Source organism: Paenibacillus prosopidis, from assembly GCF_003337375.1.
Lineage (GTDB): Bacteria > Bacillota > Bacilli > Paenibacillales > Paenibacillaceae > Pristimantibacillus > Pristimantibacillus prosopidis.
Window position 1 is genome coordinate 31,904 of record NZ_QPJD01000018.1, and the last position, 25,897, is coordinate 57,800.

Consider the following 25,897-nt stretch of genomic DNA (forward strand, 5'->3'; position numbering starts at 1 on the left):
ATCCCCTTTTATTTATTTATTAATAAATAAATTTATTATTTCTCGAATTTGAAATAATGTCAAGGTGTTAATATCGGGTATAGTCAGGCTTCAACATATCCAACTATTGACATCTCAAGATAAAACATTCATTATATATCTATAAGACATATCTATAAGACATAAACGGAGGGCATATGCAGGATAAAATCATTTTAGGATTGCTTTTGGACGGGGATAAATCCTCGTACGATCTCCAAAAAACGATGGAAAAAAGTACAGGGTATTTTTACAATGCGAGCCAAGGCAGCATTCAACCTGCGCTGAAGAAGCTGATGAGCAATAGTCATGTTACATTTTCGGAGGAGTATCAAGGAGAGAGAGTAAAGAAAGTCTATCAAATTACGGATGAAGGCAAAAAAGATTTTTTTAACTGGGCTTCTCAAGCAATCGATTTAGAAAAGCCAAGAGATCCGGCGCTTGTGAAAATGTATTTCTTTAATTATGTGGAACAGGACCGGAAGATTGAATTGGTCGAACAATATTTGCATGAAATTAGATCCGTGATAGCAACCATGACGATGATGAAACAAATGTCACTCGAACAGATTGCGAAGATTAAAGAACCTTTGGATACCGGAAAGATCGAAAGCAGAATGGCTACATTAACATTTGGCTTGGACTATTATACTTTTTTGAACGAGTGGTATGAGAAATATTTAACGCAGATAAAAAATAAAATAGGGCAGGATGATGGCTCATGAACGAAAGAGCAAACGATAAAAAAACGCTAAGAAATATCATTATTTTTTCACTGATTGTATTAAGCTGCGGATGGATAGGCCGGCTAGTGGATTTGAAGGTCGGTACGGATGACAACGGCAGTCTTGGCATGCTGATTTGGATTGTTTCACCTCTTCTTACGATGGTTATTCTTCGTTCTTTCATGGGAGATGGTTGGAAGGATTTCGGTATTAAGCTAAACCTGAAGGGGAATACCTTCCCTTACATTGTTAGCATTCTTTTCTTCCCCATTTTGGCTGTGATCATTATTTTGTTAGGGCATAATTTAAAGTGGCTGGATGCAGCGAATTTATCATCATCATTTGTAGCTGCATTTGGGATGGCCCTCATACCTGCTTTTATTAAAAATATTTTCGAAGAATTTGCTTGGAGAGGTTACCTGGCTCCGAAGCTGTATTCGATCGGATCCAACAGGCTTTTCTTTCATATTTGCGTCGGACTGATTTGGGGCGCGTGGCATATTCCCTATACCTTTGTCATTATGCACACTACCGAAAGTATGATCACCTTTATTCCACGTATGTTAATTGGCGTTGCAGCTTTATCCATCGTGTTTGGGGAAATATGGATCATCACCCGAAGCGTATGGCCCGCTTTGATCATGCATACAGTAGGAAATTCCGTTCTGGATACTTTGTTTTTAAAAAACTACCTGGTCGTACCTAAAGCATATGAATTTTTGGTTATGCCAACTTCGGGAGTAATCCCTATTGTGATTGCCTTACTAGTGGGATTCTGGCTGTATAGAAGGAATACAACGCTTATAAAAAGTAAAAGCTCAGGCATGTACATTGCCTGAGCTTTTTTTTCGATGAATTGCAGCTTTAGTTGTAGATTTGAACATCGTCGATATTGATACGACTGCCGGCTGTGCCGGATACGAGTATGCGGAAGCGAACGCTGGCAGTCTCGTTTACGGTAATGCTCTGAACAGCCAGGGTGGAGGAGCTTGAAAAGGTTCCCGTCACATCGGTCCAGCTCGAGCCGTTGTTTATGGATTTCTGCAGCTTCCAGGTCGCGCCTGTGTCTGTGCCGAAGTTGGCGTGGCTTATTTTGACCGTTTTCGCACCGGCAGCATTGAAGTTCATCGAGATGGAGCCTGCTGCTTTAATACGGGCAGCCTGCAGTCCATTTTTCTTATCCGTACTCAGGTTGCCGATTAAAGCATTATCCATATTCCATGAGCCTGTCGCGAGAGTGACATTTCCTGCTGTGTAAGAGCCCTTGCTTCCGCTCTCGAAAGCTTCGTTTAGAATCATGACAGCTGTTGCGGTAACGGTGACCGTAAAGGATGTGCTAACGGAGCCTCCGTTCCCGTCAGCAGCAGTAGCCGTAATGGTAGCTGTGCCTGCCGCCAGCGGGTTAACGGTAATCTGCTTGCCGGAAACACTAACGGTAGCGATGGATGTATTGCTCGAAACAGCCGTAAGAGTGAGCGCATTGCCATCAGGATCGCTGAATGTATTCGTGGCATCAATGATTATCGCACTACCGCCTGCCGCAGCGCTCTGATTGGCAATCGGATTCGCCACGACTGGAGGTTGGTTGGACGCCGTAACCGTATGGCTGCCGAGGTTGGAAATAGTATCAATCGCATAAGCATCCCATTGAGATGCATTGTAAGTGGTTGTACCGGAAGTGATCGTTCCTTTACGGACAAGCGTTTTATCGGTGCCAAATGAAGTACCTGCGGTACCGATGGCGTCGAGGCTAGTTCCATTCTTAATCAACGTAACGGAATCATCACCATTAAAGCTTAAATTGCTGGATTGCAGGTCTGCTTTTGACAAAATACCGGCGGACGCGCTAGAATTCGCTATCACGTAAACATCGCCATTTGACAATGTTCCACTTAAATTAATAGCTGTTCCGGTGTTCGATAAGCTAACGGAATATCCGGTCAAATCAACGCTTGTACCCGTGCCGTTGTAAATTTCAACCGCTTTGTTGTAGCTGCTGCCTTCTATATATTCGGAGAAGAAGATCCCTGAAGTTCCGCCCCCTCCGGATCCTCCGCCTGTCGTACCGTAGCCGTAAGAACCCGCTTTGAACGTAGAAGGATCATACCATTTGTAGCCTGCTGCCGGAGCAGCCCATGGCTCGCTTTGCGGTTCGGTGGATGTCTGGGGATTTTCCATAGCAAGAAGCGGTGTAGCTTGGTCAAGCGTAAGACCGCTGACTTGATTCAAGCTTGTATAGCTTTCCTTCGTGGAAAGCCAGTTCACTGTATTGACTAGGAGAGTCGCGTCATTTTGTTCTGAAAAGCCGGCGTAGGTTGTTTTGGTGCCGCCAGTTTCTTCCCTTTTGTACTTCGGAGTCGCATCCTCTACCGGAGAAGAATCGCCGATGAAGGCAGCTTTGCCTGCGCCTACCTTGGATATAGCAGCATAAGGACCTTCGGCGGTTCCGCCTCCTGCATACACGCCTTGATCGACTGCATTGCTCCATTTTGCGGTGGTGGCAGGCAGGTATACAATCCCTTTTGCCTTATTAGGATCGATAATAGCTAGTGTTGACCCGGCATGCATGGCTACTGTAGATACGCCGGCTGTAATATTGAAGGCTTGCGATGGAGCTACAATCTGGTTAGCCGTTACATCGCCAATGGCGTTGTACCTGAAGCGGACTCCAAAGTTGGCAGCCAGCCAATCGGAGCTGGCCACGCCGCTCATCGCTGCGGAACTGCTTTCTTCCGTGGACATGCCAAGTGCAGGATTCTCCCAAGCTCCGCGGCGGTAGCCATTAAACACCTCTGAGGAATCCCAACGGTTCTTGTTCCGGTCCGCATTATAATGATCCGCTATAAAAAAAATACTGCCGCCATTCTGCACATACTGGAGCATAGCTGCTTGCTCCGACGTTTTGTATGGAATATTCGCTTCTCCAACTACGAAGACGTCATAAGCGGACAGGTCGCTTAGGACGATTGGAGTTGATTTACGCAGCTCCTTGACATCATAGCCCTCATTGGCCAAAGCATTTCCGAAGTCGGAGAACGCGCCATCAATGACCCAATCCGCTGCACCTGCCGTTTGACCGTGCGTATTATCGAAAAGTACTTTTTTTCCGTTAGCTGTTCCGACATGCAGGATTTCAGGAGCCGGATCGTTCGGACCCTCTGCATGAGCCTGCGGTGCATAACTAAAACTGGAGAATAAAACGCTGAAGCTTAAAGCTGAAGCCAGGAACACACGAAGCATGGGATAGCTAGCTTTCATTAAACTCATCTCCTATCTAGTATTTTTCGAATCTCTCTACACAGGATCATTCTAGCATATACAAATGTTGCCATATGATAAGGTTTGGTGAAAATTTGTATGAGAAATAATTACCGCCAACAAGTTACTTTACAGAGAAACCCAATAAAATCCCTCCTTTCCAATCATTTTCGCCGGTTCTTTCTATCCAAAAGTAAACAGCGCCATTTATAATAGAAGTAGCAATTACCTGTCATGCGTGACATAAATATAGAGCTATTTTCTAGCTCTATATTTGCAATATTTGTTAGTTTTCGAGATTTAGAGCTAATTTAGCTCTATATCACAGATGTGGCGCGTTCGAGGCCGAGCGGAGCACAATAGACATACGCGGGAAATACCGTGCAAACATCAATATATTGAGAGAAATGTTTAGGGGGATATTCGCATGCCATCCATTCAGACCGAAATCTTGGTCGTTGACGACGAGCCCAAGCAGCGGCGCGGACTGGCCGCAATGATTCGCTCGCTGCGGCCGGAGTACCGGGTCCACGAGGCGAAAAATGGCAAAGAAGCATTCGAGCTTTCGCGGAACCATTCGCTTGACATTGTATTTACGGATATTCAGATGCCGATTGTGAACGGCATTGAGTTTCTGGAAGCATTAAATAAAGAAGAAGCCAAACCTCCTAAAGTTGTTTTTGTAAGCGTATTCCACGAATTCGAATATGCGCAGCGGGCATTGCGTCTCGGAGCCAAGGATTATTTGGTAAAGCCGGTAAGCAGCGAGCATGTTGAAGCCATCCTTGTCGATTTGGAACAGCAAATCGACAAGGAGAGCAGCCGGCAAACGCAGGAGAAAAACCTGACTGACCAGCTGGACCACACGAAATCCGTTTATCTGGAGCACCTGTTGTATAAATGGATGACCGAAGAATTGCAGCCGTCTGAAGAGAGTGAAGTCAACAGCCATTTCACGGCTGCCGGATGCGGCACGGTGCTGATTCTAAAGACTAAGGCGGCCGCCCGCATGGAATCGGAGAGCGAATGGAAGAGCATTCTGAAACGGGCGATTAAGCAAACGCTTTGCCCTTTTGGAGAGAACCTGGTAATTGCACCCGAGCACGAGAAGGACCGGCTTTATGTGGTTGTTGCATGGAAGCCCGGTGTGTCGGGAACGGAAGTTCTGGAGAAGCTCCGGACGGCTCTGGCTCAGCTCGGGAATGTATACAGCCGTTCGATTTGCGCGGGAATCGGTACGGAAGCCGCCAGCCTCGAAAAGGATATCCGCAAGTGCTGCGGGAGTGCCGGAACGGCGCTGGAATATCTTTATTATTTTCCCGAAGGCATGTGGCTGTCCGCGGATGCGCTTGAGAATATGCTGGACAAAGCTGCAAACGCGCCTATCACGCCGGGTGATACCGATGCTTTAGATGAGGCGGTGACAGAAAGCGACGTGGAGCTTGCGGTCGCAAAGCTGGATGCCATTCTGGATAACATTGCGGCCGCCTATCCATCTCCTTTCCGCATGAAATGTCATGCGATCCATCTGCTGTTAACGTGCATCAAGCGTGCCGAACCGGTACTCGACAAAGAAATCTGCCGCGGCCTCACCGATCGGATCGATCGGGAGCTCCTTGCGTCAGACTCTTTGCAGGATACGAAAGGCACCGCTGCGCGTTTGCTTACGGACATCGTGAATCAGATGAAGAAGGATAAGGGTTCGCGCAGTGAAATGATCATGCAGAAATGCCGTGAGTATATGGAGGAGCATCTCCACGAGGATTTGGGGCTGGAGACGGTAGCGCAGCGGTTCTTTTATAATCCCTCTTACTTCAGCATTCTGTTCAAGAACCATTTCCAAGTTTCTTTTACCGATTTTCTGGTGAAAACCCGGATGCAGAAAGCACGCAGTCTGCTCCTTCACTCGGATCATAGGGTGGCGGATATCGCCAGCCAGGTCGGCTATAAAGATATCAAATATTTTAATAAGGTATTTAAAAAAATGTTTATGTATTCACCCGAAGAGTTTCGGAGAATGTTCTCAAACTGATGAAACGAGGCTTACAGATGCGCATCATGAGAAAACTGGCCGAGCTGGCAGCCAATGCGAAATTCCGGATCAAATTAATCGTATCCTACTTTCTGCTGGTCAGCTTCATCATTCTGATTCTCGGATTCGCCTACTACCAGATCAGCGCCGGCAACATGCTCTCGAACGTCAGGGAAAGCTTGGGCAATGTCGTGCTCAACAACAATCAGCTGCTGGACGAGAAGCTTCAGAATATCCGCGACAAGAGCGAAGTGCTCCCGATCGACAATGATTTATACCAGATGATCACCGGTGCGGACCCGGCTGACAATGAATCTCTGATGAAGGCGGACCGGCGTATTACGCAAAGCTTGTTCAAGTATTTCGGCGGTGATGAAAGCATCTACGCTTCGTTTATCTTAACCCCCGAATATACCTTCGGTAATATGTACAGGATGTTCGTTACGCCTGACGGCTTTTTCAATTCCGCCTTATATCGCAAAGCCACCATGGGGCAGGGAGACCTTGTGTGGCTTCCGACGTACCCGTTTGCCGAAAGCCTGGGGGAGCCTGACATGACGAACCTGAGCTTCGAATATAGCCGTCTGGTGTCGGCCGTGAAAGAATTGAATCTCACCTATATCGACGACAATGGCAATTTCCACACCTTGCCGAGGGCTATGAAAAGGCCGGTACTCATGGTTAATCTGACTCCGGACTATATTGGAAGGTTATTCGCCGAGTACGCGCGGCAGAGTGAATTCCGCAATTTATCCTACGGCATCGTTGACGGGACCGGGACCATTGTCGTCCATTCCGATGAGAAGCGAATCGCCGAACGTGAACCGCCTTCGTGGCTGGGCGAAGCCATAAACAGGAAGCAGGGCAGCTTTCAGAAGGTGATTGACGGGAGGGAAATGCTGATCAGCTTTGGCAGCATGGAAAGCACCGGTTGGATCTCCTATATCGAAATTCCTGTCGAGGATGCCCTGTACGATCTCAAGGCGCTTCGCTTGTATTCCATACTGTTTCTGGCCGTCATGCTGATGGTATCCATTCTGCTCGCCTATCTGATGTCGATATTCATTACAAAGCCGATCATCCGGATTAAGAAGGCCATGAAGATGATGGAGCGCGGTAACTTCCATATCCATATCCCGGAGAAGGGCCGGGACGAATTGGGCCAGTTAACCCGGATGTTCAATACGATGAATGGGCGGATTCAGACGCTCATCGAAGAGAATTATGCTTCCCGCCTACGGGAAAAGGAGGCCGAGCTGATGGCATTGAACCTCCAGCTCAATCCCCATTTCCTCTATAATACACTGACGACGATGTACTGGATTGCGGTGGAAAATAACCAGCATGAGATGAGCCGGATCATGCTTAGCCTTGCGGAAATGCTGCAAACCTCCACTCGGAACAAAAATGAAACATGGCCGCTCCGAACCGATCTGGATTGGTTGGACAAGTATATTTATATTATGTCGAGCCGGTTTGAGAACCTGTTCTCCGTCAGGATGGATGTGGAAGAGGGACTTCTGGACATGGAGGTTCCTAAGCTGTTCCTACAGCCTTTCGTCGAAAATGCCATCATTCATGGCTTTGCCGAAATGGAGCATGGCGGGGAAATCGTGATCAAAGGTTGGGCTGACGACGGTATGGTTCTGTTCTCGGTTCAAGATAACGGAAGCGGCATCAGCAGGGAGCACATTGACAAGCTCAAATCTGGTCAGGTTCGGTCTACAGGTATGTCCAATGTAGAAAAGCGGATTCAGCTGCTTTATGGACCAAGATATGGCACCGAAATCTATTCTTCCGAAGGCAAGGGCACCAGCATACGGATTCGCATTGGCAGGCAGCCTGGCTCGCAGGACACGCAGGACAGGACCGAGATTCAATGATGGGTGAAAGGGGGGAATGACGGGTGAAGGGAAAAGGATATGGACTCATAGTGATTCTGTTAGTATGCACAGCACTGCTTACGAGTGGCTGCCGGAGCGCCTGCGGCAATACGCAAGGCGAAGTGTCCGGCAAGGACTCTGCTGACGTGGAGCGGGAACGCGTCGTCTTAACGTACGCTTCCTGGGGTTCGCCGAACGAGAAACAGGCCCAAGAGCGAATAATCAAGAAATTTATGGAGAAATATCCGTGGATTACCGTTCATTATTTGTATGTTCCCTACGATTATTGGGCAAAGCTTACGACCTTGTACGCAAGCAATAAAGCGCCGGATGTATTCACGCTGCACAAGCATAAAGCTCTCCATTGGGCAGAACAAGGCAAGCTTTACAATTTGAATGATTTTCTTGCCCGCGATAAGGAAATTAATGAGGATTCCTTGATCCCGAACGCCGTCATGTATTGGGATGAGGGGAAGGTAGCTGGAATTAAAGTAGCCGAAGAGTCTTTTGCACTCTATTACAATACAGACATGTTTCTTGAAGCCGGCGTCCCGCTGCCGCCAGTCAAAGCTGAGGAAGCCTGGACGTGGAATGAATTCGTCCGGACCGCGAAGAAGCTGACGATCGACCGCAATGGCCATAACGCCCTGAGCCCGGCATTCGATCCATCAAACATCAAGCAATACGGCGTGCGATTCCATTCGTGGATGTGGTATTTGATGGTGCCTTCCAACGATACGAGCATCATCGCGCCGGACGGCAGCAGGATGAATCTGGAGGATCCGGCTGTGATCGATGCCGTCCAGAAGCTGGCCGACCTGATTTTCGTCCATCATGTGGCCCCGTCCCCGATTCAGGAGAAGAACCTTCCGCAGCCGGCGCTCGCGCTGCAAAGCAAGAAAGTAGCGATGGATCTTGACGGGCAATGGATTCAGCTTGACCTTGCCGCGGCCAAAGTTAATTTTGGCGTTGGCGTGCTGCCGAAGCTGAAGACCAGCAAGACGATTCAGTTCGGTGAGCCGGTGGTCATGTCCGCGTCGACCAGACATCCGGAAGAAGCTTGGCTGTTGTACAAATGGCTGCTTCATGCCGATAATTTGATCGAAATGCATGCCGGCGGCCTGTGGATGCCGATTCTGAAGGACTACTATTTAAAGCCGGAGCTAATCGCCAGATGGGCATCCGTGAAGCCGGGACATCCTGACGGTTATGAGGATGCGGTCATGCGCCAGACCCTTGAGAACGGGGTCAATTCCTACGAATTTCACCTTAAAAATATAGAAAATATCCATGCGATTCTGCATCCGGCGCTCGATCAGGTATGGCTTGGCAAGAAAAGCGTCAAAGAAGCGTTCACAAGCGTCTCGGCGCAAATCAATGCAGAGTTTATAGGAACGTATCCGTAACAAACCGAACACAGTGGGCCCGCGGCAATAAAACGCGGGTCCTTTTTTTTGTCTCAGCCAACCCATATCCAATAAAAATACCCCAAATCCAATCAATTTCCGAATTGTCCGACATGTAAACGCTTGCTAAGATAAAGCTGTCAAACGCTGCAGCTGAGACAACCCGCCCTCGAACCTTCAGGGGGTCACCTGAAAAGAATAGGATTGGCCTGAAGGAAATGTAAGCGATATCAAACGAAAAAACGGAGGATATGGGGATATGAAAAAAATAATAAGCCTTGTTCTGGCCTCGTCCCTGCTCGCCCTGTCTTTGGCAGGTTGCAGCGGCAGCGGCAATACAGAAAATCAGAACGCCGCAAACAATACTGGCAGTGTGAACAGCGATAATAAAGGCACCGAGAAAAAGGAAATCGTAAAATTAACGGCCGTTATGGTCAAACACCCGCTGACGAAACCGCTCAAAGAAATGGAATGGCTGCAAAAAGCGGAAGAAGACGCAGGTGTGGACATCGTTTGGCAGGAGATTACGGCGGACTGGGGCCAGAAGAAGGGCACCATGCTGGCCAGCGGCGATATCCCTGATTTGTTTGTCGGAGGCAATGTCATTACGGACGCCGATTTTGCGCAATTTACAGGATTGTTTGCGGATTTGACAGAACTAATCCCGCAGCAAGCGCCGAACGTACAAGCGATGTTCGATGCGAAGCCGGAAACGAAAGTCATTGCGACCCAGCCGGACGGAAAAATTTACGGTCTGCCGAAATACCAAAGATTCTGGCCTGCTTCCGCATCAAGACAATATATTAATCAGAAATGGCTGGACAATTTGGGCTTGCAAATGCCGACGACGTGGGATGAATTATATGACGTCTTGGTAGCATTCAAAGAAAAGGACGCGAACGGGAACGGAGATCCGAACGATGAAATCCCGATGGACTGGCCGGGAGGCATTGGCGGATTTTTCAATCCGGCACTCCTGCTCGGAGGCATGGGCGTTACTTTATCCGGTGGAAGCGGGCAAGGCTACTTTGTTGAAGACGGCAAAGTGAAAAACTTCCTGATCGACGAGCGTTATAAGCAATTGGTTGCGTTTTTGAACAAGCTTAATAAAGCCGGATTGATTAACAAAGAAGTATTTACTCACGATTATACAAAATTCCAATCGACTGCCCGGGGAGAAGGGGACAATGCGAAAGTCGGCTTCACTTGGGGTTGGGTCGCATCGGACCGGTTCGGCGAGCAGCTGGCGCCGCAATATACTTCGATGTCACCGCTCAAGGTGTCAGCCGATTATGCGGGCAAAGTATCTTGGAGCTATGATTACAACAATTTAAACTATGGTACCAATCATATTGTCGTGTCGGCAAAAACGAAAAATAAAGAAGCGGCAATGAGATTCATCAATGAATTATATAACCCGGTTGTAAGCATGCAGGTGTTATTCGGTTCATTAGGTACGAATATCAAGGATAATGGAGGCGGCTCTTACAGCGTACTGCCGCCGACAGATGCGAAGATGGATCCGGGAACCTGGAAGTGGACATCGACAATGGCCGATGCCGGACCGATGTACATTGCCGATACGTTAAGCTTGGAGCTTGGCAAAGATATGCAAGAGGTCCTTGGCCAATCGGAGCCTTTGGAGGATGCATTGAGTGTGGATGTAGAGAAGGATGTATTACCGGATATGTTTATCAAGTATAGCAAAGAGGACAATAACAACATGAGCCTGAACAACACCAACGTGATGAATTTGGCGAATACTAATTTTGCGAAATGGGTGACCAAAGGCGGCGTTGAATCTGAATGGGATGCTTATGTGAAAGAAAGCGTCAAAGCCGGATTGGAAAAAAATATTGAAATCATGCAAAAATACTACGATGACTACATGAGCAAGAATTAATTGTAACCCTAACTTGATGGAAGATGCTGCACCGTCCCCGTACGGTACAGCATCTTCCTGAACTTAGCCTACAAAACGACTTTTAGGAGAATGCCTTTATGAGCTCTCAAACGATAGAAATCGGCAGCAATAGTGAGGCCGGTGTCCGGTTATCGAAGAAACCGACGGTTTTAAACACTTTTAAACGCGACTATCAATTGTGGATCATGATCCTGCCGGCTATTGCCGTTATTGTTATTTTCAGCTATTTGCCGATGTACGGCATTCAATTAGCTTTCCGGGACTTTGATTTCAGCAAGGGGCTTACCGGGGGCGCATGGCGCGGACTGTATTATTTTGATCAATTTATTAACAGCTATTTGTTTATCGATTTAATGAAAAATACATTTTTCATCAGTCTCGCAACGATTGTCATCGGTTTTCCCGCACCTATTCTATTGGCGCTAATTCTTAATCAGATCCGAAGAAAAAAAATGAAGCAAATCATGCAAACGACCGTGTATTTGCCTCACTTTATATCCATTATCGTATTAGTGGGGATGCTGAATGTCCTGCTGTCGCCGGAAACGGGCATTGTCGGCTATATAATGAAGTCCATCGGGCTTGGCCATATCAACTTATTGGCTTCGACGAATACTTTTATACCTGTTTATGTGCTTTCAGACATTTGGCAGCATTGCGGATGGAACAGCATTATCTATTTGGCAGCTCTTTCGACTGTCGATCCGCTACTATATGATTCCGCGAAAATTGATGGAGCCAGCAGATGGCAAACGGTACGGTATGTAGATTTTCCGGCTATTGTTCCAACGATTATTATCCTGTTTGTTCTCAGTATGGGTGGGATACTCAGCACCGGCTTTGAGAAAATTTTCCTTATGCAAAATTCATTAAATCTTCCCGTAACAGAGGTTATAGCAACCTATGTCTACAAGATCGGTATTGTGTCCAATCAGTTCAGCTACGCAGCGGCCATCGGTTTGTTCAATACCGTCATTAACTTTATTTTCTTGTTTGCCGTAAATGCAATTGCAAAGAGAGCTTCAAACATGAGCTTGTTCTAATCGGTTTTCGAAAGAGGGAATAGCTATGGGCCTTACTCAAAAAAGCGGCAGTGAAATCTTGTTCAGCATATTTTTATTCCTAGTATGTACGATTATCTTTCTAATCATTGTCTATCCATTGTACTTTATCATTATTGCATCGATTAGCGACTCCACCCTTGTATCAACCGGTAAGGTATTCTTAATTCCGAAAGGAATCAGTCTGTTCGGCTACTCGGAAATTTTTCAGGATTCCAGGATTTGGACCGGATATCGGAATACTGTTTTTTACACGGCGCTGGGTACATTTGTGAATTTATTATTCACTCTGCCGGCTGCCTATGTTTTATCCAGAAAGGAATTTAAGGCAAGACGGATTATCATGCTTCTCTTTGTCATCACCATGTTCTTTAACGGCGGCTTGATTCCGACTTATTTGTTGATGAAAGGGCTGCACCTGACCAATACGATGTGGGTTTTTATAATCCCCTTCTGCGTGAATGTGTTTTACCTTATTATCGCAAGGACGTTTTTTGAAACGTCATTGCCGTCCGAATTGTATGAGGCGGCTGCCATCGACGGCTGTTCCCATTTCAAATTTTTTGCGCTTGTTGCCATGCCTTTATCTAAAGCGCTTATATCCGTTATCGGGCTTTATTACTTGGTCGGGCATTGGAATGATTTCTTCACGGCTTTGATTTATATCCGAAGCAATGAATTGCAGCCGCTGCAAATTGTTTTAAGGGACATTCTGTTGTCGAATCAGGTGTTTGCGAGTGGCGCAGGCGTCGGCGGAGATTCGGGGGGCTATGCGCAGCGGTATGCCGATCAAATCAAGTACGGCGTGATCATCGTATCGACTTTACCGATCTTAGTCCTTTACCCTTTCCTGCAAAAATATTTTGAAAAAGGCGTCATGATCGGATCGGTCAAAGGTTAATGGAGGCTGACTTAGATAGGGTTAAATAAAGGGAGGGGCTGTCTCTTAAGTCGTAAGACTAGGGATAACCCCCTTTTTAATGAATCGCGTACTAAGGAGCAGCAAAGAGCATAAAATGAGATAAGAGCAGCGGTTGAGCCTTAGGGCCAGCGGCCATTTCGTGTTTAGTGATTAGAAGCCGGTACCTTAACCAGGGTATTGGTTTTTTTAATTACTGGAAAAGCAGGTGGTAGCATGCAGCCAATGGACGATAGGTTTGTGCTTGTTAATGGGGGAACGATGACGATTGAACAGGTTGTCCGGGTAGCCCGCTATATGGAGAGGGTGAAAATAGGTCAATATTGCGTCGAGAAGATGAGGCTCAGCCGGGAATACGTCGAAAAACTGCTTCGCGAGAAGCGGGTGGTGTATGGGCTCACGACCGGTTTTGGGAAATTCAGCGACACGTATATCTCAGCGGAGGATGCCAAGCGCATGCAGCTCAATCTCATCCGAAGCCATGCCTGCGGGATTGGACCGCCGCTGTCAGTAGAAGCCGTACGAGCAACCATGCTTCTGCGCGTAAATGCCCTTTCGCTCGGGTACTCCGGTATTCGGCCGGGAGTTGTTCAGCTTCTGGCCGAGATGCTGAATGCGGGCGTAACGCCGGTCATCCCGGAACAAGGCTCGCTTGGGGCAAGCGGGGATTTAGCGCCCTTGTCCCATCTGGCGCTCGTGTTGGTCGGCGAAGGAGAAGCTTATTATCTCGGCGAACGTTTGCCCGGCAGCGAAGCTATGGCGAAAGCCGGCTTACAGCCCATCGCGCTTGAGGCCAAAGAAGGTCTTGCCTTGATTAACGGGACGCAGGTGATGACGGGGATCGGGGCGCTTGCTTGCTTTGATGCCATTAATTTATCCAGGTGGGCGGATTGCGCGGCCGGGTTAACGGCAGAAGCGCTTCGCGGTATTCGCGACGCTTTCGAACCGCTCACCCACGCGATTCGCCCACACCGTGGGCAGGGACAATCGGCAAAAAATATCAGGCGGTTGACGCTCGGAAGCCGGCTGATGACAAGTCAAGGGGAGCTGCGCGTACAAGATGCCTATTCGATCCGCTGCGCGCCGCAGGTCCATGGAGCAACCCGGGACTCGCTGCGGTATATCCAAGAGAAGCTGGAAATCGAAATCAATTCCGCAACAGACAATCCACTTATTTTCGCTGCCGAGGACCGCGTCATATCCGGCGGGAATTTTCACGGTCAACCAATCGCCTTAGCGATGGATCATCTCTCCATCAGCGCTTCCGAACTGGCAAATATCTCGGAACGCCGTATCGAACGGCTCGTCAATCCGCATTTGAATGAGCAGCTTCCTCCCTTCCTAACGAAGAACGGGGGCGTACAGTCGGGCTTTATGGTCGCCCAATACGCGGCAGCTGCTGTTGTTTCCGAAAATAAGTCGCTTTCTCATCCGGCCAGCGTTGACTCTATTCCTTCGTCGGGCAATCAGGAGGATCATGTCAGCATGGGAACAATCGCGGCCCGTAAGGCCCATCAAATTGTAGGGAACGCCTATTCGGTGCTCGCTATCGAGCTTCTGTGCGCCGCGCAAGCCGTTGATTTCCGGGATCCGGAGCATCTTGGGAAGGGAACGAAATGGATCTACGACCGGTGCCGCGAGCATGTGAGCTTCCTGGACGAGGACCGTGTATTATCGGACGATTTTCGCGTCATCGCCGAATGGATGAGAAATACGAATGTGCTGGAAGAAATCGCTTCAGTCATCCCTATCGAATAATAGGAGTGGAGGTTGAACGGTATGAAGGAAAGAGTTATTCGCGCGCCGCGGGGCGCGATGCTGAATACGAAAGGCTGGGTCCAGGAAGCGGCACTTCGAATGCTGATGAACAATCTGGATCCGGATGTGGCCGAATATCCGGGCAAACTGGTTGTGTACGGGGGGATCGGCAAAGCTGCGCGCAATTGGGAGAGCTTCGATGCCATCGTCGAAACGCTCAAGCAGTTAGAGGAAAACGAAACGCTGCTGGTGCAGTCAGGGAAGCCTGTCGCAGTCTTCCGGACCCACCGGGATGCGCCGCGCGTGCTTCTAGCCAACTCCAACCTAGTACCGGCATGGGCGAACTGGGATACGTTCCACGAGTTGGATAAGAAGGGGCTTATGATGTATGGTCAGATGACAGCGGGCAGCTGGATTTATATTGGCAGCCAAGGTATCGTTCAGGGCACCTATGAAACGTTCGCGGAATGCGCGAAGCAGCACTTCGACGCCAGTCTAAAAGGAACGATTACCGTAACGTCCGGCATGGGCGGGATGGGAGGCGCTCAGCCGTTAGCGGTCACGATGAACGATGGCGTGCTGATCGGGATCGACGTCGACAGATCGCGGATCGAGAAGCGCATTCATTCCCGTTATTGTGATTGCATGCTGGAAAGCTTGGATGATGCCATTTCTCTCGCAAACGAGGCGAAGAAGGAAGGAAGGGCGTTATCCATTGGTCTGGTCGGCAATGCGGCCGAGCTATTGCCGGAAATGATCCGCCGCGGCTTCATTCCGGATATTATTACGGACCAAACCTCCGCACACGATCCGCTTAACGGTTATTTGCCGGCGGGCTTTTCGTTGGAAGAAGGCCGCAGGCTGCGTGAGGAAGATCCTGAAGCTTATGTAAGGAAGGCAAAAGCGAGCATGGCCGTGCATGTGAACGCCATGCTTGAGATGAAGCGGCTTGGAGCCGTCGCCTTCGACTATGGCAATAACATTCGGCAGGTTGCGTACGATGAAGGCGTCAAGGACGCCTTTGCTTTTCCCGGTTTTGTTCCTGCTTACATCCGCCCGCAATTTTGCGAAGGGAAAGGTCCGTTTCGGTGGGCGGCGTTATCCGGGGATCCTGAGGACATTTATAAAACCGATGAGGCCATCCTAAAGACGTTTTCGGGTAATGAACACCTATGCAAATGGATTCGAATGGCGCAGGCCAAAATCGCGTTCCAAGGCCTGCCGTCCCGGATTTGCTGGCTTGGCTATGGCGAGCGGGCTCTTTTTGGCCGCATTATCAACGACATGGTTGCTTCCGGGGAATTATCGGCACCGATCGTGATCGGACGCGATCATCTTGACGCCGGCTCCGTCGCGTCGCCGAATCGCGAGACGGAAGCGATGCGTGACGGAAGCGACGCCGTCGCCGATTGGCCGATCTTGAACGCTCTCATCAATACGGCGGCCGGGGCAAGCTGGGTATCGCTTCACCACGGCGGCGGCGTGGGCATGGGGTATTCCATCCATGCCGGCATGGTTGTCGTCGCGGACGGTACGAAGGATGCGGAGGAGCGTTTGGAGCGCGTCTTGACGACCGATCCGGGCATGGGCATCGTCCGCCATGCGGATGCAGGCTATGATTTGGCTATCGAAACCGCTAAGAAGAAGGGGATTCGGATGCCGATGATCGGCGGCGAAGAGGTGTGACCTTGTGATCTATATCAACGCAGCGCGCAAGTTGCAACCGTCAGCAGGTTTCTACGTTTCTATTGAAAATACCGCTTGTCTACATTAGCACATACAAAACTACCTCCATTCTCAAATGTTATCACTGTGATAGCTAAACATAGAAGGAGGAGTTATCGTATGAATTCCATAGCAAAACCCGTTCGAAAGAAAGCAACGATTAACATGATTGCCGTGCCGACCATAATCAGGGCCGGTGATGCTTCGACTCTTTCAGGACAAGTGCGGGTAAAGGGTCGTCCTGCCGCAGGGATCGTCGTCATATTTTCAGTGGACCCATCACTTGGCGCGTAATTCCTGCTATTACGGTAACAGACGCGAAAGGGGGATTTACCGCAACGTTTAGATCGTTTATTCAGGCGGACCAACCTGCATTCGCAACAGCTTCCGTTATCGCTGCACTCCCTTCTTTTCCGGGAGTCTTTACTTCAAGTGTTGTTGGGATTGTTCGGACCTCGAATCAATTGAATACGTGAAAACAGCGGCTGGCACGTCGGACCAAATAAAAAGGAGGGACTGTCCCATAAGTAAGTAAACTTACTTTCTTACTCGAGGGACAGATCTTTCTAATATTCGATCTTGTCTTAGCTGATATAGACACATCTGGATATGGACACATCTATGATGGATAAATACAGTAACTTTTGGCATTTCGCCCCTTGCGTTTGCTCTATAATGGAATATATCCAATGTAGAGTCCCCATAGTAACCTGTTGTCCTCGAAAGTACCGAATTTAGCTAATTTCACTGTACGTAATCCAACATAGCTCAGCACGCCAACAAACTTCTGCTCCTATCCTGTACCGAATCCAATGTAGCATACTTATCCCCTTAGAAAATGAGATAAGCTTCTTAATTCGGAAGACCGCGAATAAGGGTTTGTTATTCCATTCCCCATTTTCTCCTGCCAATCCAGCCAAGATGGTTTATACTTAAACCAATTGGAAAATCAAAATAGAGGTGAAATAGGATGGCTTATATGGTCCCGGAGGTTATCCGGACGAGCGCGGCTGCCGGGGAACGGTTATTGTTTCGGACGCTTAAGGATCATCTGCCGAGCGATTATGTGGTTTATTTTGAGTCGGAGATTCAGGGTAGCAGGCCGGACTTTGTCATTATAGGCCCCGATCTGGGACTGGTCGTTCTGGAAGTCAAGGATTATACGAAGTCCGCCCTATTCGAGGTTGACCGCGAGGAGTGGCTGCTGCATGGGTCCGGCGGACAAATGGAAGCCGTTAAGAACCCCTATCTACAAGCAAGGGAGAGCTTACGGCATGTGGTGGAGCAGCTTAAGAAGGATGATAACCTCATTCAGCAGGAAGGTAAATTTCAAGGACAGCTCAAATTCCCGCAAGGCTTCGGAACGGTTTTTACGCGGATGAAGCAGAAGGATTTTATCGAATATAGCTTATACGATGCCATTGCTCAGTCATTCGTGCTGTGCCGTGACGAAATCGATCCGGAAGATGAAGGCTTTTCCGCCGATTCCCTGATTGAGAAAATCCATGGCATGTTTACGGTATGGAGCCGCAGCCGGTACATATTATCGCAGGAGGATATTAGGTTCATCCGTAATCACCTCATCCATGAGGTGCGGATCAGCGCGGAATTCCGCCAGCCGGCGAAGCACCAGGAGCAGCTTGTGCTTTCTTTTCACAATATGAAGGCGCTGGACCTGCAGCAGGAAAATATGGCAAAGCAGCTTGGCGATCGCCACCGGCTGATTCGCGGCGTGGCAGGAAGCGGGAAAACGCTTGTCCTCGCAAGCCGTGCTAAGCTTCTGTCCAATCATTATCCGGATTGGAAAATTCTCGTCCTCTGCAGCAGTATCGCCTTATCCCAAAGCCTTCAGCAAATGATTGACCGGATGATGGAAGAGCCGGAGGATCTGCTGGACTGGATCAGGCTGGAGGAGCAAAAGGACGGCAGGCCCCGCCAGCAAAACGTCGAGGTCTATAACTTTCATGAGTGGCTGAACAAGGCGCTGAACTCTAGAGATAAGGACATCCCTTCGCTCATCGGCAAGCTGGAGAAGAAGGAAGCTATTTTGCCTATGTATGAGGCGATTCTGATTGACGAGGGCCAGGATTTTCAGCCGGAATGGCTGAAGCTGCTTAGCTATTTGCTTAATCCGGCTACACAAAATCTGCTGCTGGTAGAGGATCGGGCTCAATCGTTGTTTAAGCGGAAATCGAGCTTGCTTAAGGACACGGGGCTAGATTTTCGGGGGCGTTCACGTTTTCTCTCTATTAATTACAGGAACACGGCCCAGATTGCCCAGTTTGCGTGGGATTTCTATCAGCGGCATTCGATGCTCCAGAACAAGGTACAGTTCGGCTCGGCCAAGGGGGTCGAGATTATCCCGCCTCAGAGTACCCGGAGAAACGGGCCGGAGCCCTCTATGAAGCGGTGCGGCAGCTTTCAGGAAGAGCTGCGGGCTGTCGTCGAACATATCCGGTATTTGCATAACGACCATAGGGTCCCTTATTCCGAGATGGTGATCTTGTACCGGGTGAAAGACAACTACTATTCCTCCTACATGGATACGATCCGCAGGATGCTTAAGGTGCAAGGGCTTCCGTTTCATTGGATTTCTGAGAATGCCGGTACGGAGCAGGAACTGGGTTATACCGGCGGGGATGCGATTATCGTATCAGACATCGACAGCGTGAAGGGGCTCGATTTCCGGGCGGTCTTTATCGTAAATGCCGAGAACATGCCTTTCTCCCTCGAAGAGGTGGAGGAACACGAGGTATCGCTGTTTTATATCGCTATGACACGCGCAATGGAGTGGCTTTACATCTCCTACAGTGGAGATTCCAAGTTTACGCTTTATTTGGACGAGGTTCAGCAGCAGCGTCAGGAGCAAAAGCATTCCGTGAAGAAGATGGGATGAAGCGGTTAAGGGGGCAGCGTATGAGAATGGTATTTACCGTCGATGTGGAGGATTGGTTTTGCAGCCCGCAGTTGTCTCTCTCTGACTGGGAAGGCTACGAATTAAGGCTGGAGAAACCTATTCATCAAATACTTGATCTCTTGGACGAGAGGGATTCGACCGGGACTTTCTTTGTACTTGGATGGATCGCAGAGAAAAGACCCGATTTAATTAAAGAAATACATCGAAGAGGTCACGAAATAGCCTCTCACGGCTATTCCCATCGATTGGTCTATCATCAGTCACCGAAAGAGTTTAAACAGGACATTAGAATGTCAAAAGATATTTTAGAACAGTTAATAGGTTCCAGGGTATATGGTTACCGGGCACCTTGTTTTTCAATGACGGATTGGGGGCTTGAAATGCTGATTGAAGAAGGTTTTTCTTTCGATTCAAGCATTATTCCCAATACATTAAACAATCTCTATTCTAAATTCAACTTAGCTTCATCTGTCAATCATGCTTTTAAAATAAAGAATGATCTATGGGAAATACCATTGCCTATAAAACGTTTTGGCGGAGTCAATATTCCTTGGGGCGGAGGCGGTTATTTTCGGATTTATCCCTACCGTTTTTTTAATTTAGGAGCAAAAGGAATTATTGAAAACGGAGGTAATTTTGTATTTTATATTCATCCTTATGATTTAGATAATGAACAGCCTCAAATCTTTAATACTTCTTGGGCAAATGGTTTTAGAAGATACTATGGATTAAGGGATACTTACCTAAAAATAAAAAGCTTACTGTCTGATTTTAAATGTACATCTATAAGTAAGTATTATCCTCGAATAGGGGGATAAGTTGAGTGAGCATAAAAACAGAGATTATTCTTAATAGACGATTGTTGGATGGCGCAGCTTATTTGTATAGCAGAGAAATTGGCGTTAGCAGACCAAATCTTCAAGGACCTTTAGTAGAAGAAATAAATGATTTGATTTCACAGGGTATCGTGTCTGAAGAACTAAAGCTTGTGGATAAAGAATTTGGTTATGCCTGTTACGAATATCATAGGCAGATTTATGCTCCAGATTTTTTTGATTCACTCCTTATGAAAGAAGCCGAAAATCAGAAAAAAATACTGGACTTGTGCTGCGGGGGAGGGGCAACGATATTCTCTTTGCTAAAAAACAAGCCAGAGATTATCTACGGATTTGATTCCAACGAAAATCAGATCGAGCTGCTGGAATCACTGCTTCAGGTATGGAGTGGTGTTAATAGTAAGGTTGTTGCAAAGGCTGCTGATGCACATCACATCCCCCTTGAGAGCCATTCCGTTGATTTTGTCGTTTGTAGAGTAGCCTTACAATATTTGAACGTCGAACAGGTGCTTAAAGAAATGTATCGTGTAATCTCCCCGCACGGGAAAGTTTTTTTTCTGGTTCATGGTTCAGGTTATATATATGATTATCTGTTCTCCAGAAAGGGGATATTTAAGAAAAAATATATCGAGTATTTTGTTAATAAACATTTCTATTCAAGCGGCCCTAATCATAAGTTTTACCGTTCACAAGCCAATTTTCTAACCATACATCATTTAAAAACCAAGCTGCTAGCTGCAGGATTCAGAGATATTAAAATATATACATCTAAAAGGTGGATAAAATTAGGGCTATTCCCTGTATATTTCGCTGTAACCGCAAAAAGATAACTGCGTTTTATTTAGATAAATTTATATCATTCAAAGCTCAGGCATGAATTAATGCTTGGGCTTTTTTTTGTGTAAGCTCAGAAGACGCAGGGTAACTAGCGGGGTGATAAAATTTCAGCCTCCTCAGCATGCGAAACATACGCCATAATGAACATGAACAGAAGAGGTGATAACGAGAGTGAATGGAAATGCATTTGGAAAAAACAGCACAATCGTGATGCACGAGCTTGCTTTTCATAAGGAGAATGAAACGGAGGTCACCATCGGCCGCACGGAAACCAGGACGTTCATTGTGCTGCCTAATATCGGTCACGAAACCATCGAATATTTACAGCAAGGAAAAACAATCGGAGAAACTGAGCAAATCTTGTATCAAAAATACGCTGAACCTATCGATGTCTCGGCATTTGTCGATGAGCTCATTCACGATCATAAATTCGTATACCGCTTGGATGGCATCGTCGTGAACAAGAACGTACAGGCCAAAGAGCATTTCGCTTGGATTCCTGCCAAAACCGGCCGGATTTTCTTCAATCCGCTTTCCTATTTGATTTACTTCGCTATTCTTCTATCCGCTGCATGCATCGTAGTATTTCACCCAAGATACATTCCGAGCCACAGAGATTTCCTACTGGCTTCTTCCATGCCCCTAAACATCGTTATTTCCATTATAGCAGTTTGGTTTTTCCTCTTTCTGCATGAATTTGCGCATCTCATCGCAGCCCGTTCTTTGGGAGTCAAATGCAGGATCGGGCTCGGGCACAGATTGATATTTCCGGTCGCCGAGACGGATATGTCCGGCATCGTTTTAGTTTCGCGCAATAAAAGATACGGGGCCTATACGGCGGGTATGTGCTGGGATATTGTTTTTTTATCTTTGGGCATATGGCTCGAGTGGCTTAATGATCTGAACTTGATCGTCTTTAGTGAGAGTGTCCTGAACACGATCCGCTTGATCAACTGTCATTTAACGGCGCTCGTTCTGTTCCAGTTTCTCTTTTTTATGAAAACCGATTTATATTACGTGTTTACGAATTATTTCCGCTGCCCGAATCTGCTTGAACATACTTTTTTATACTTCAATCGCTTCTTTATTAAAAATACTGACCTTACTGAACAATGGGATGAGATCACCAAGCAGGAAAAGCTAATCATATACGGATTTTCATGGTTTTATATGGTCGGGGTTTTATTAACGGCAGCGATATTGATCCTCTTTCAAATTCCAAACTTATACAGGTCCTTAACAGATACGATCATACAAATATCCAGAACGTCTCTTTTATCGTGGAGTTTTGCAGCAGGCATGCTATTGATCATTATTTGTTTGCTTCCAAACGCAATTCTTATATGGTCATGGCTAAATAACTTGAAAGGAGGTGAGCAAGATGAAAAAAATTAAGATCAAATCCGTAAAAACGATAAAAACAACAGGTCTCTGCCTCAATTAGCAGGGGAACCGGAGGGATGAACGTGGCTTTGAATTTGAATATGAAGCCGATGGTGAAAAAAATAGTATTTGTAAGAGTGAAGGAACAAGGCTTAATTCGAGTCGGCGAACTTTTTCCTGATCGGGCTGTTGAAATAGAAGATGAAAATGGATTCGTTCTGCAGCTTATCAATCTAATGGATGGCACCAGAACGATAAAAGTGATACTAATCAATTTGCATGGCAGCGGTATACGGATTTCAGAATCCGAGCTATCGGAGCTCATCTCCGAATTTGATGCTCTTGGCTTTTTGGATAACTCTGAGTCAACGGCCTACAACAGCTTTTCCTCTATGGAGCTGGAAAGATACAAAGCGAACTTGAACTATTTTTCTTACTTCTCCAATCTGGAGAACGGTCCATGGGAAATGCAGCGCAGGCTCAACCATGCAAGAATAACCGTTATCGGCGTTGGAACGCTCGGATCGGGCGTACTTTTTAATCTGGCAGGTTTGGGCGTCGGTAAAGTACGAATTGTCGATTTTGATGTTGTTGAATGGAGCAACTTGAATCGGCAGCTGTTATTTAAAGAAGAAGATATCGGCAGAAGGAAGATTGATGCAGCCCGGGATTTTATCCATCGCTTTCATTCGAAGCTGAAATTGGAATGTATTTCTGGCGAGATCAGATCAACAGAAGACGCGGAAAAAGCTATCGCAGATAGCGATTTGGTCATTCTCTGCGCGGATCAGCCTCATTTTTTGGTGGAACGTTGGGTGAATCAAGCTTGCGTAAAGAAAGGCATCCCTTTTATCGGCGGGGGAGTGAATGTAGTAGAAGGGCAGTTATATACCGTCGTTCCGGGAATAACAGGCTGTCTGGATTGCAATTATCTTCTTCACAGCCGGCAAGATGATGACTATCTCCAATTCATTCAAAGTTATCTGTCATCCGGCTTTAGAATGCCAAGCACGGCAATAGCCGCCAATTACATGCTTCTCACAGGGATGGTTTGCGGGGAGTTAGCTCGCCTGATTGCAGGGACGGGTCCTTTGCAATCGGAAGGGAAAGTGGTTTCCATTCATTTCGAAACCTTGCAAACGGCGATTAAGATGGACTTTTCAAGTCCGGTCCCGGATTGCCCTACATGCGGTCAAGGCGAGGGTTTGGATCCCATTTTTCAGTTTTTTCGTGCTTTGGAACAGGGGGATATTTCAATCTGCAAAGGAGGTGATTTCCTTGAAAAAAGTTAAAATTAAACCGGTGAAACCGGTAAAAACAACAGGGTTGGCTTTTAACTGACTTGACTCTTGCGATTAAGAAATAGATGGTGTAATAACGATGAAAGCTTGAGAAATCAAGCTTTTATTTTTTTGCTTGGGCGACATAAATTTCTAATGCGCATAGCTCCCATACGGGTTACAATGGACTTACTTTCGTTCATAATAGACTTTCCAGCAAGGAGAATTTATGCCTCTATGATAAACATCATTGATGCCCTGCCTACTTTATTAATTGTCTCGATTCCCCTCGCTTGCGTGAGCGTGTACGCCTCGCTTGTTTTTTGGGGCAGGACAACGGAGCGGAATTTGAAAAGCGCAATTGGTTTTGTTCTTGTCAGCTCTATATATGCCGCTATCAGCTTTAATTTTCTTCCGCTTCAATATCATCTTGTGAACTTTCTTGTTTCTTTTCTTGTTATCTTCGGCGCATTCTTCTTCCGTTTGAGGTGGTTAGCGCTATTCAAAGCCTCTGTGCTGTCTTTATTGATATACGTGGCTTTGGAAAGCATTGCAGGCTCTATCCTCACCATGTTCGTTTCCAGAGAGTACTTGCTTAGCCATTTATATATTTGGTTATTTATTGTGGACCCGTTATTGCTCGGTATTCTATTTTTGCTCTTTTATCTCGATAAACGCAGGGTTCATGTCGGCGTCCCTATCTCCCTTTATGTGGCCGAGCATCGGAACACGAGCTTTCCCGCGCTGATTCTTTTTTTTGTTTTACAATTTTGCGCTCTCGTAGTCGTCATCACCAATGGAGTTTTCGGGTTGCCCGAGTCAGCTGTCATTACTGCTTCTATCCTATTGTGTATCGCCTCCATCGCCGTTTTTTTCTTCGTACTGCATGTCATTAGCCGGACGAAGACCGAAGTGGTTGAGATGACCAAAGAGGTGTATATCAAAGAAATTCACGATATGTTCACGATCGTCCGCGGGCAGCGTCATGACTTTTTGAACCACGCCCAAGTTGCTCTCTCTCTATTGAAGTTGAACAAGCTGGAAGAAGCAAATCAATACATAAACGGCATTCAATTTGATATTGAGGAGGTCAGCCATTTGATGCGAATCGGTGAACCTGCTATCGTGGCGCTTCTCCAATCAAAGCTTTCCTCCTGCATGGCGCATGACATCAAAACGGATATTAACTTCGGCGACATAGGAAAGGTGCTGGGAGTCAGATCCATTGCTATCGTTACCATTATGGGAAATCTAATTGATAATGCCATTGAAGAAACGAAGCTGGTGGCAGATGAATATAGGCGTATAGGGCTGGAGGGACGGGCCAGTAACGGCGTTTTTCAGTTTAAAATAATAAATCCGCTCTCCAAGCCGCTTCATCCGGCGGATATTTCTAATTTCACAAAGCTTGGGTTCAGCACCAAAAAAGGGGACCGCGGAATCGGTCTTGCCGTTGTGGAACAGAAGCTTAACCTATATGGCGGCAATCTCTCCGTTAGGTTAGTGGATGAAAAGGCCATTAGTTTCGAAATCAGCATTCCTTTGAATTAGTCGAAATTTTGTTCTTTAAAAAGAACGAATTCTCTTGTATAATAAAAGATGTGGTTTTGTAACTACAGCACTGAAACAATCAGATCAGTGCTCCTTTTTTTTATCTTATTGTTCGTTATAAGGAACAATTGCGAATGGAGGTGATACAATGCAAAAGCCGGCTTACCATGCGCCAAAGGTTTTAAAGCATCAACCGATTCGCTTTGAAACGTCTCAAAGTTGGAATAAAGGACATGGACCCGTTTCAGGCGATCCTGGAAAAAGCAATGGGGACAATTATCCACATGAACCTTATAATCCGAAAAAAGACAAGAAATGATTATTCCGTAGCCGAGGAGAGGTCAGGGTCGATACTCTAAAGACCTCTCTGCCCGAATTAATTCG

The 25,897-nt window shown here is 47.0% G+C and carries 19 protein-coding genes; 18 read left to right on the forward strand and 1 reads right to left on the reverse strand.

Features of this window, described 5'->3' with window-relative positions; translation table 11 throughout:
• The first annotated feature begins 176 nt into the window (after positions 1-176).
• Positions 177-743: a PadR family transcriptional regulator gene (locus tag DFP97_RS24090; RefSeq protein ID WP_114383133.1), complete on the forward strand. Its 567-nt coding sequence runs from the start codon at positions 177-179 to the stop codon at positions 741-743.
• Positions 740-1,582, forward strand: a complete 843-nt coding sequence (locus DFP97_RS24095) for a CPBP family intramembrane glutamic endopeptidase (protein WP_114383135.1) — start codon at positions 740-742, stop codon at positions 1,580-1,582. The genes DFP97_RS24090 and DFP97_RS24095 overlap by 4 nt, the downstream gene beginning before the upstream one ends.
• Positions 1,583-1,607: 25 nt before the next feature.
• On the opposite strand, the gene DFP97_RS24100 is transcribed toward DFP97_RS24095, so the two are convergent.
• Positions 1,608-4,001 carry a lamin tail domain-containing protein gene (locus DFP97_RS24100; RefSeq protein ID WP_245976575.1) on the reverse strand — a complete coding sequence of 798 codons (2,394 nt, stop codon included), beginning with the start codon at positions 3,999-4,001 and terminating at the stop codon, positions 1,608-1,610.
• Positions 4,002-4,428: 427 nt separating this feature from the next.
• Here DFP97_RS24100 and DFP97_RS24105 point away from each other — a divergent pair, with 427 nt between their 5' ends.
• The 16 genes from DFP97_RS24105 (at position 4,429) to DFP97_RS30950 (ending at position 25,832) form a co-directional block, all read left to right on the forward strand.
• A complete protein-coding gene (locus DFP97_RS24105) occupies positions 4,429-6,033 on the forward strand; it encodes a response regulator transcription factor (RefSeq protein WP_114383137.1) in 1,605 nt (534 codons plus the stop codon).
• A 17-nt stretch (positions 6,034-6,050) separates the two neighbouring features.
• Positions 6,051-7,916, forward strand: a complete 1,866-nt coding sequence (locus tag DFP97_RS24110; RefSeq protein WP_114383139.1) for a cache domain-containing sensor histidine kinase — start codon at positions 6,051-6,053, stop codon at positions 7,914-7,916.
• A gap of 23 nt (positions 7,917-7,939) precedes the next feature.
• Positions 7,940-9,322 (forward strand): ABC transporter substrate-binding protein, encoded by a 1,383-nt coding sequence (locus DFP97_RS24115; RefSeq protein WP_245976576.1) that lies wholly within the window; start codon positions 7,940-7,942, stop codon positions 9,320-9,322.
• A gap of 259 nt (positions 9,323-9,581) precedes the next feature.
• Positions 9,582-11,225 (forward strand): extracellular solute-binding protein, encoded by a 1,644-nt coding sequence (locus DFP97_RS24120; protein WP_114383141.1) that lies wholly within the window; start codon positions 9,582-9,584, stop codon positions 11,223-11,225.
• A gap of 206 nt (positions 11,226-11,431) precedes the next feature.
• Positions 11,432-12,289 (forward strand): ABC transporter permease, encoded by an 858-nt coding sequence (locus tag DFP97_RS24125; protein WP_245976581.1) that lies wholly within the window; start codon positions 11,432-11,434, stop codon positions 12,287-12,289.
• Between the two features lie 25 nt (positions 12,290-12,314).
• Entirely contained in the window at positions 12,315-13,208 is an 894-nt protein-coding gene (locus DFP97_RS24130) for a carbohydrate ABC transporter permease (RefSeq protein WP_114383145.1), read from the forward strand.
• A 234-nt stretch (positions 13,209-13,442) separates the two neighbouring features.
• Positions 13,443-14,984 carry a histidine ammonia-lyase gene (hutH, locus tag DFP97_RS24135; RefSeq protein ID WP_114383146.1) on the forward strand — a complete coding sequence of 514 codons (1,542 nt, stop codon included), beginning with the start codon at positions 13,443-13,445 and terminating at the stop codon, positions 14,982-14,984.
• Positions 14,985-15,005: 21 nt separating this feature from the next.
• Positions 15,006-16,670, forward strand: a complete 1,665-nt coding sequence (hutU, locus tag DFP97_RS24140) for a urocanate hydratase (RefSeq protein ID WP_114383148.1) — start codon at positions 15,006-15,008, stop codon at positions 16,668-16,670.
• Between the two features lie 159 nt (positions 16,671-16,829).
• A complete protein-coding gene (locus tag DFP97_RS30945) occupies positions 16,830-17,003 on the forward strand; it encodes a hypothetical protein (RefSeq protein ID WP_181873657.1) in 174 nt (57 codons plus the stop codon).
• Between the two features lie 676 nt (positions 17,004-17,679).
• Positions 17,680-19,605: a DEAD/DEAH box helicase gene (locus tag DFP97_RS24145; protein ID WP_114383150.1), complete on the forward strand. Its 1,926-nt coding sequence runs from the start codon at positions 17,680-17,682 to the stop codon at positions 19,603-19,605.
• A 20-nt stretch (positions 19,606-19,625) separates the two neighbouring features.
• Positions 19,626-20,444, forward strand: a complete 819-nt coding sequence (locus DFP97_RS24150; protein ID WP_181873658.1) for a polysaccharide deacetylase family protein — start codon at positions 19,626-19,628, stop codon at positions 20,442-20,444.
• A 5-nt stretch (positions 20,445-20,449) separates the two neighbouring features.
• Positions 20,450-21,292 (forward strand): class I SAM-dependent methyltransferase, encoded by an 843-nt coding sequence (locus tag DFP97_RS24155; protein WP_114383154.1) that lies wholly within the window; start codon positions 20,450-20,452, stop codon positions 21,290-21,292.
• Positions 21,293-21,470: 178 nt separating this feature from the next.
• Positions 21,471-22,694: a zinc metalloprotease gene (locus DFP97_RS24160; protein ID WP_114383156.1), complete on the forward strand. Its 1,224-nt coding sequence runs from the start codon at positions 21,471-21,473 to the stop codon at positions 22,692-22,694.
• Between the two features lie 71 nt (positions 22,695-22,765).
• Entirely contained in the window at positions 22,766-23,974 is a 1,209-nt protein-coding gene (locus DFP97_RS24165) for a HesA/MoeB/ThiF family protein (protein WP_181873659.1), read from the forward strand.
• A gap of 225 nt (positions 23,975-24,199) precedes the next feature.
• Positions 24,200-25,513: a sensor histidine kinase gene (locus DFP97_RS24170; protein WP_181873660.1), complete on the forward strand. Its 1,314-nt coding sequence runs from the start codon at positions 24,200-24,202 to the stop codon at positions 25,511-25,513.
• A gap of 148 nt (positions 25,514-25,661) precedes the next feature.
• Positions 25,662-25,832 (forward strand): hypothetical protein, encoded by a 171-nt coding sequence (locus DFP97_RS30950; protein ID WP_181873661.1) that lies wholly within the window; start codon positions 25,662-25,664, stop codon positions 25,830-25,832.
• Positions 25,833-25,897: the final 65 nt, after the last annotated feature.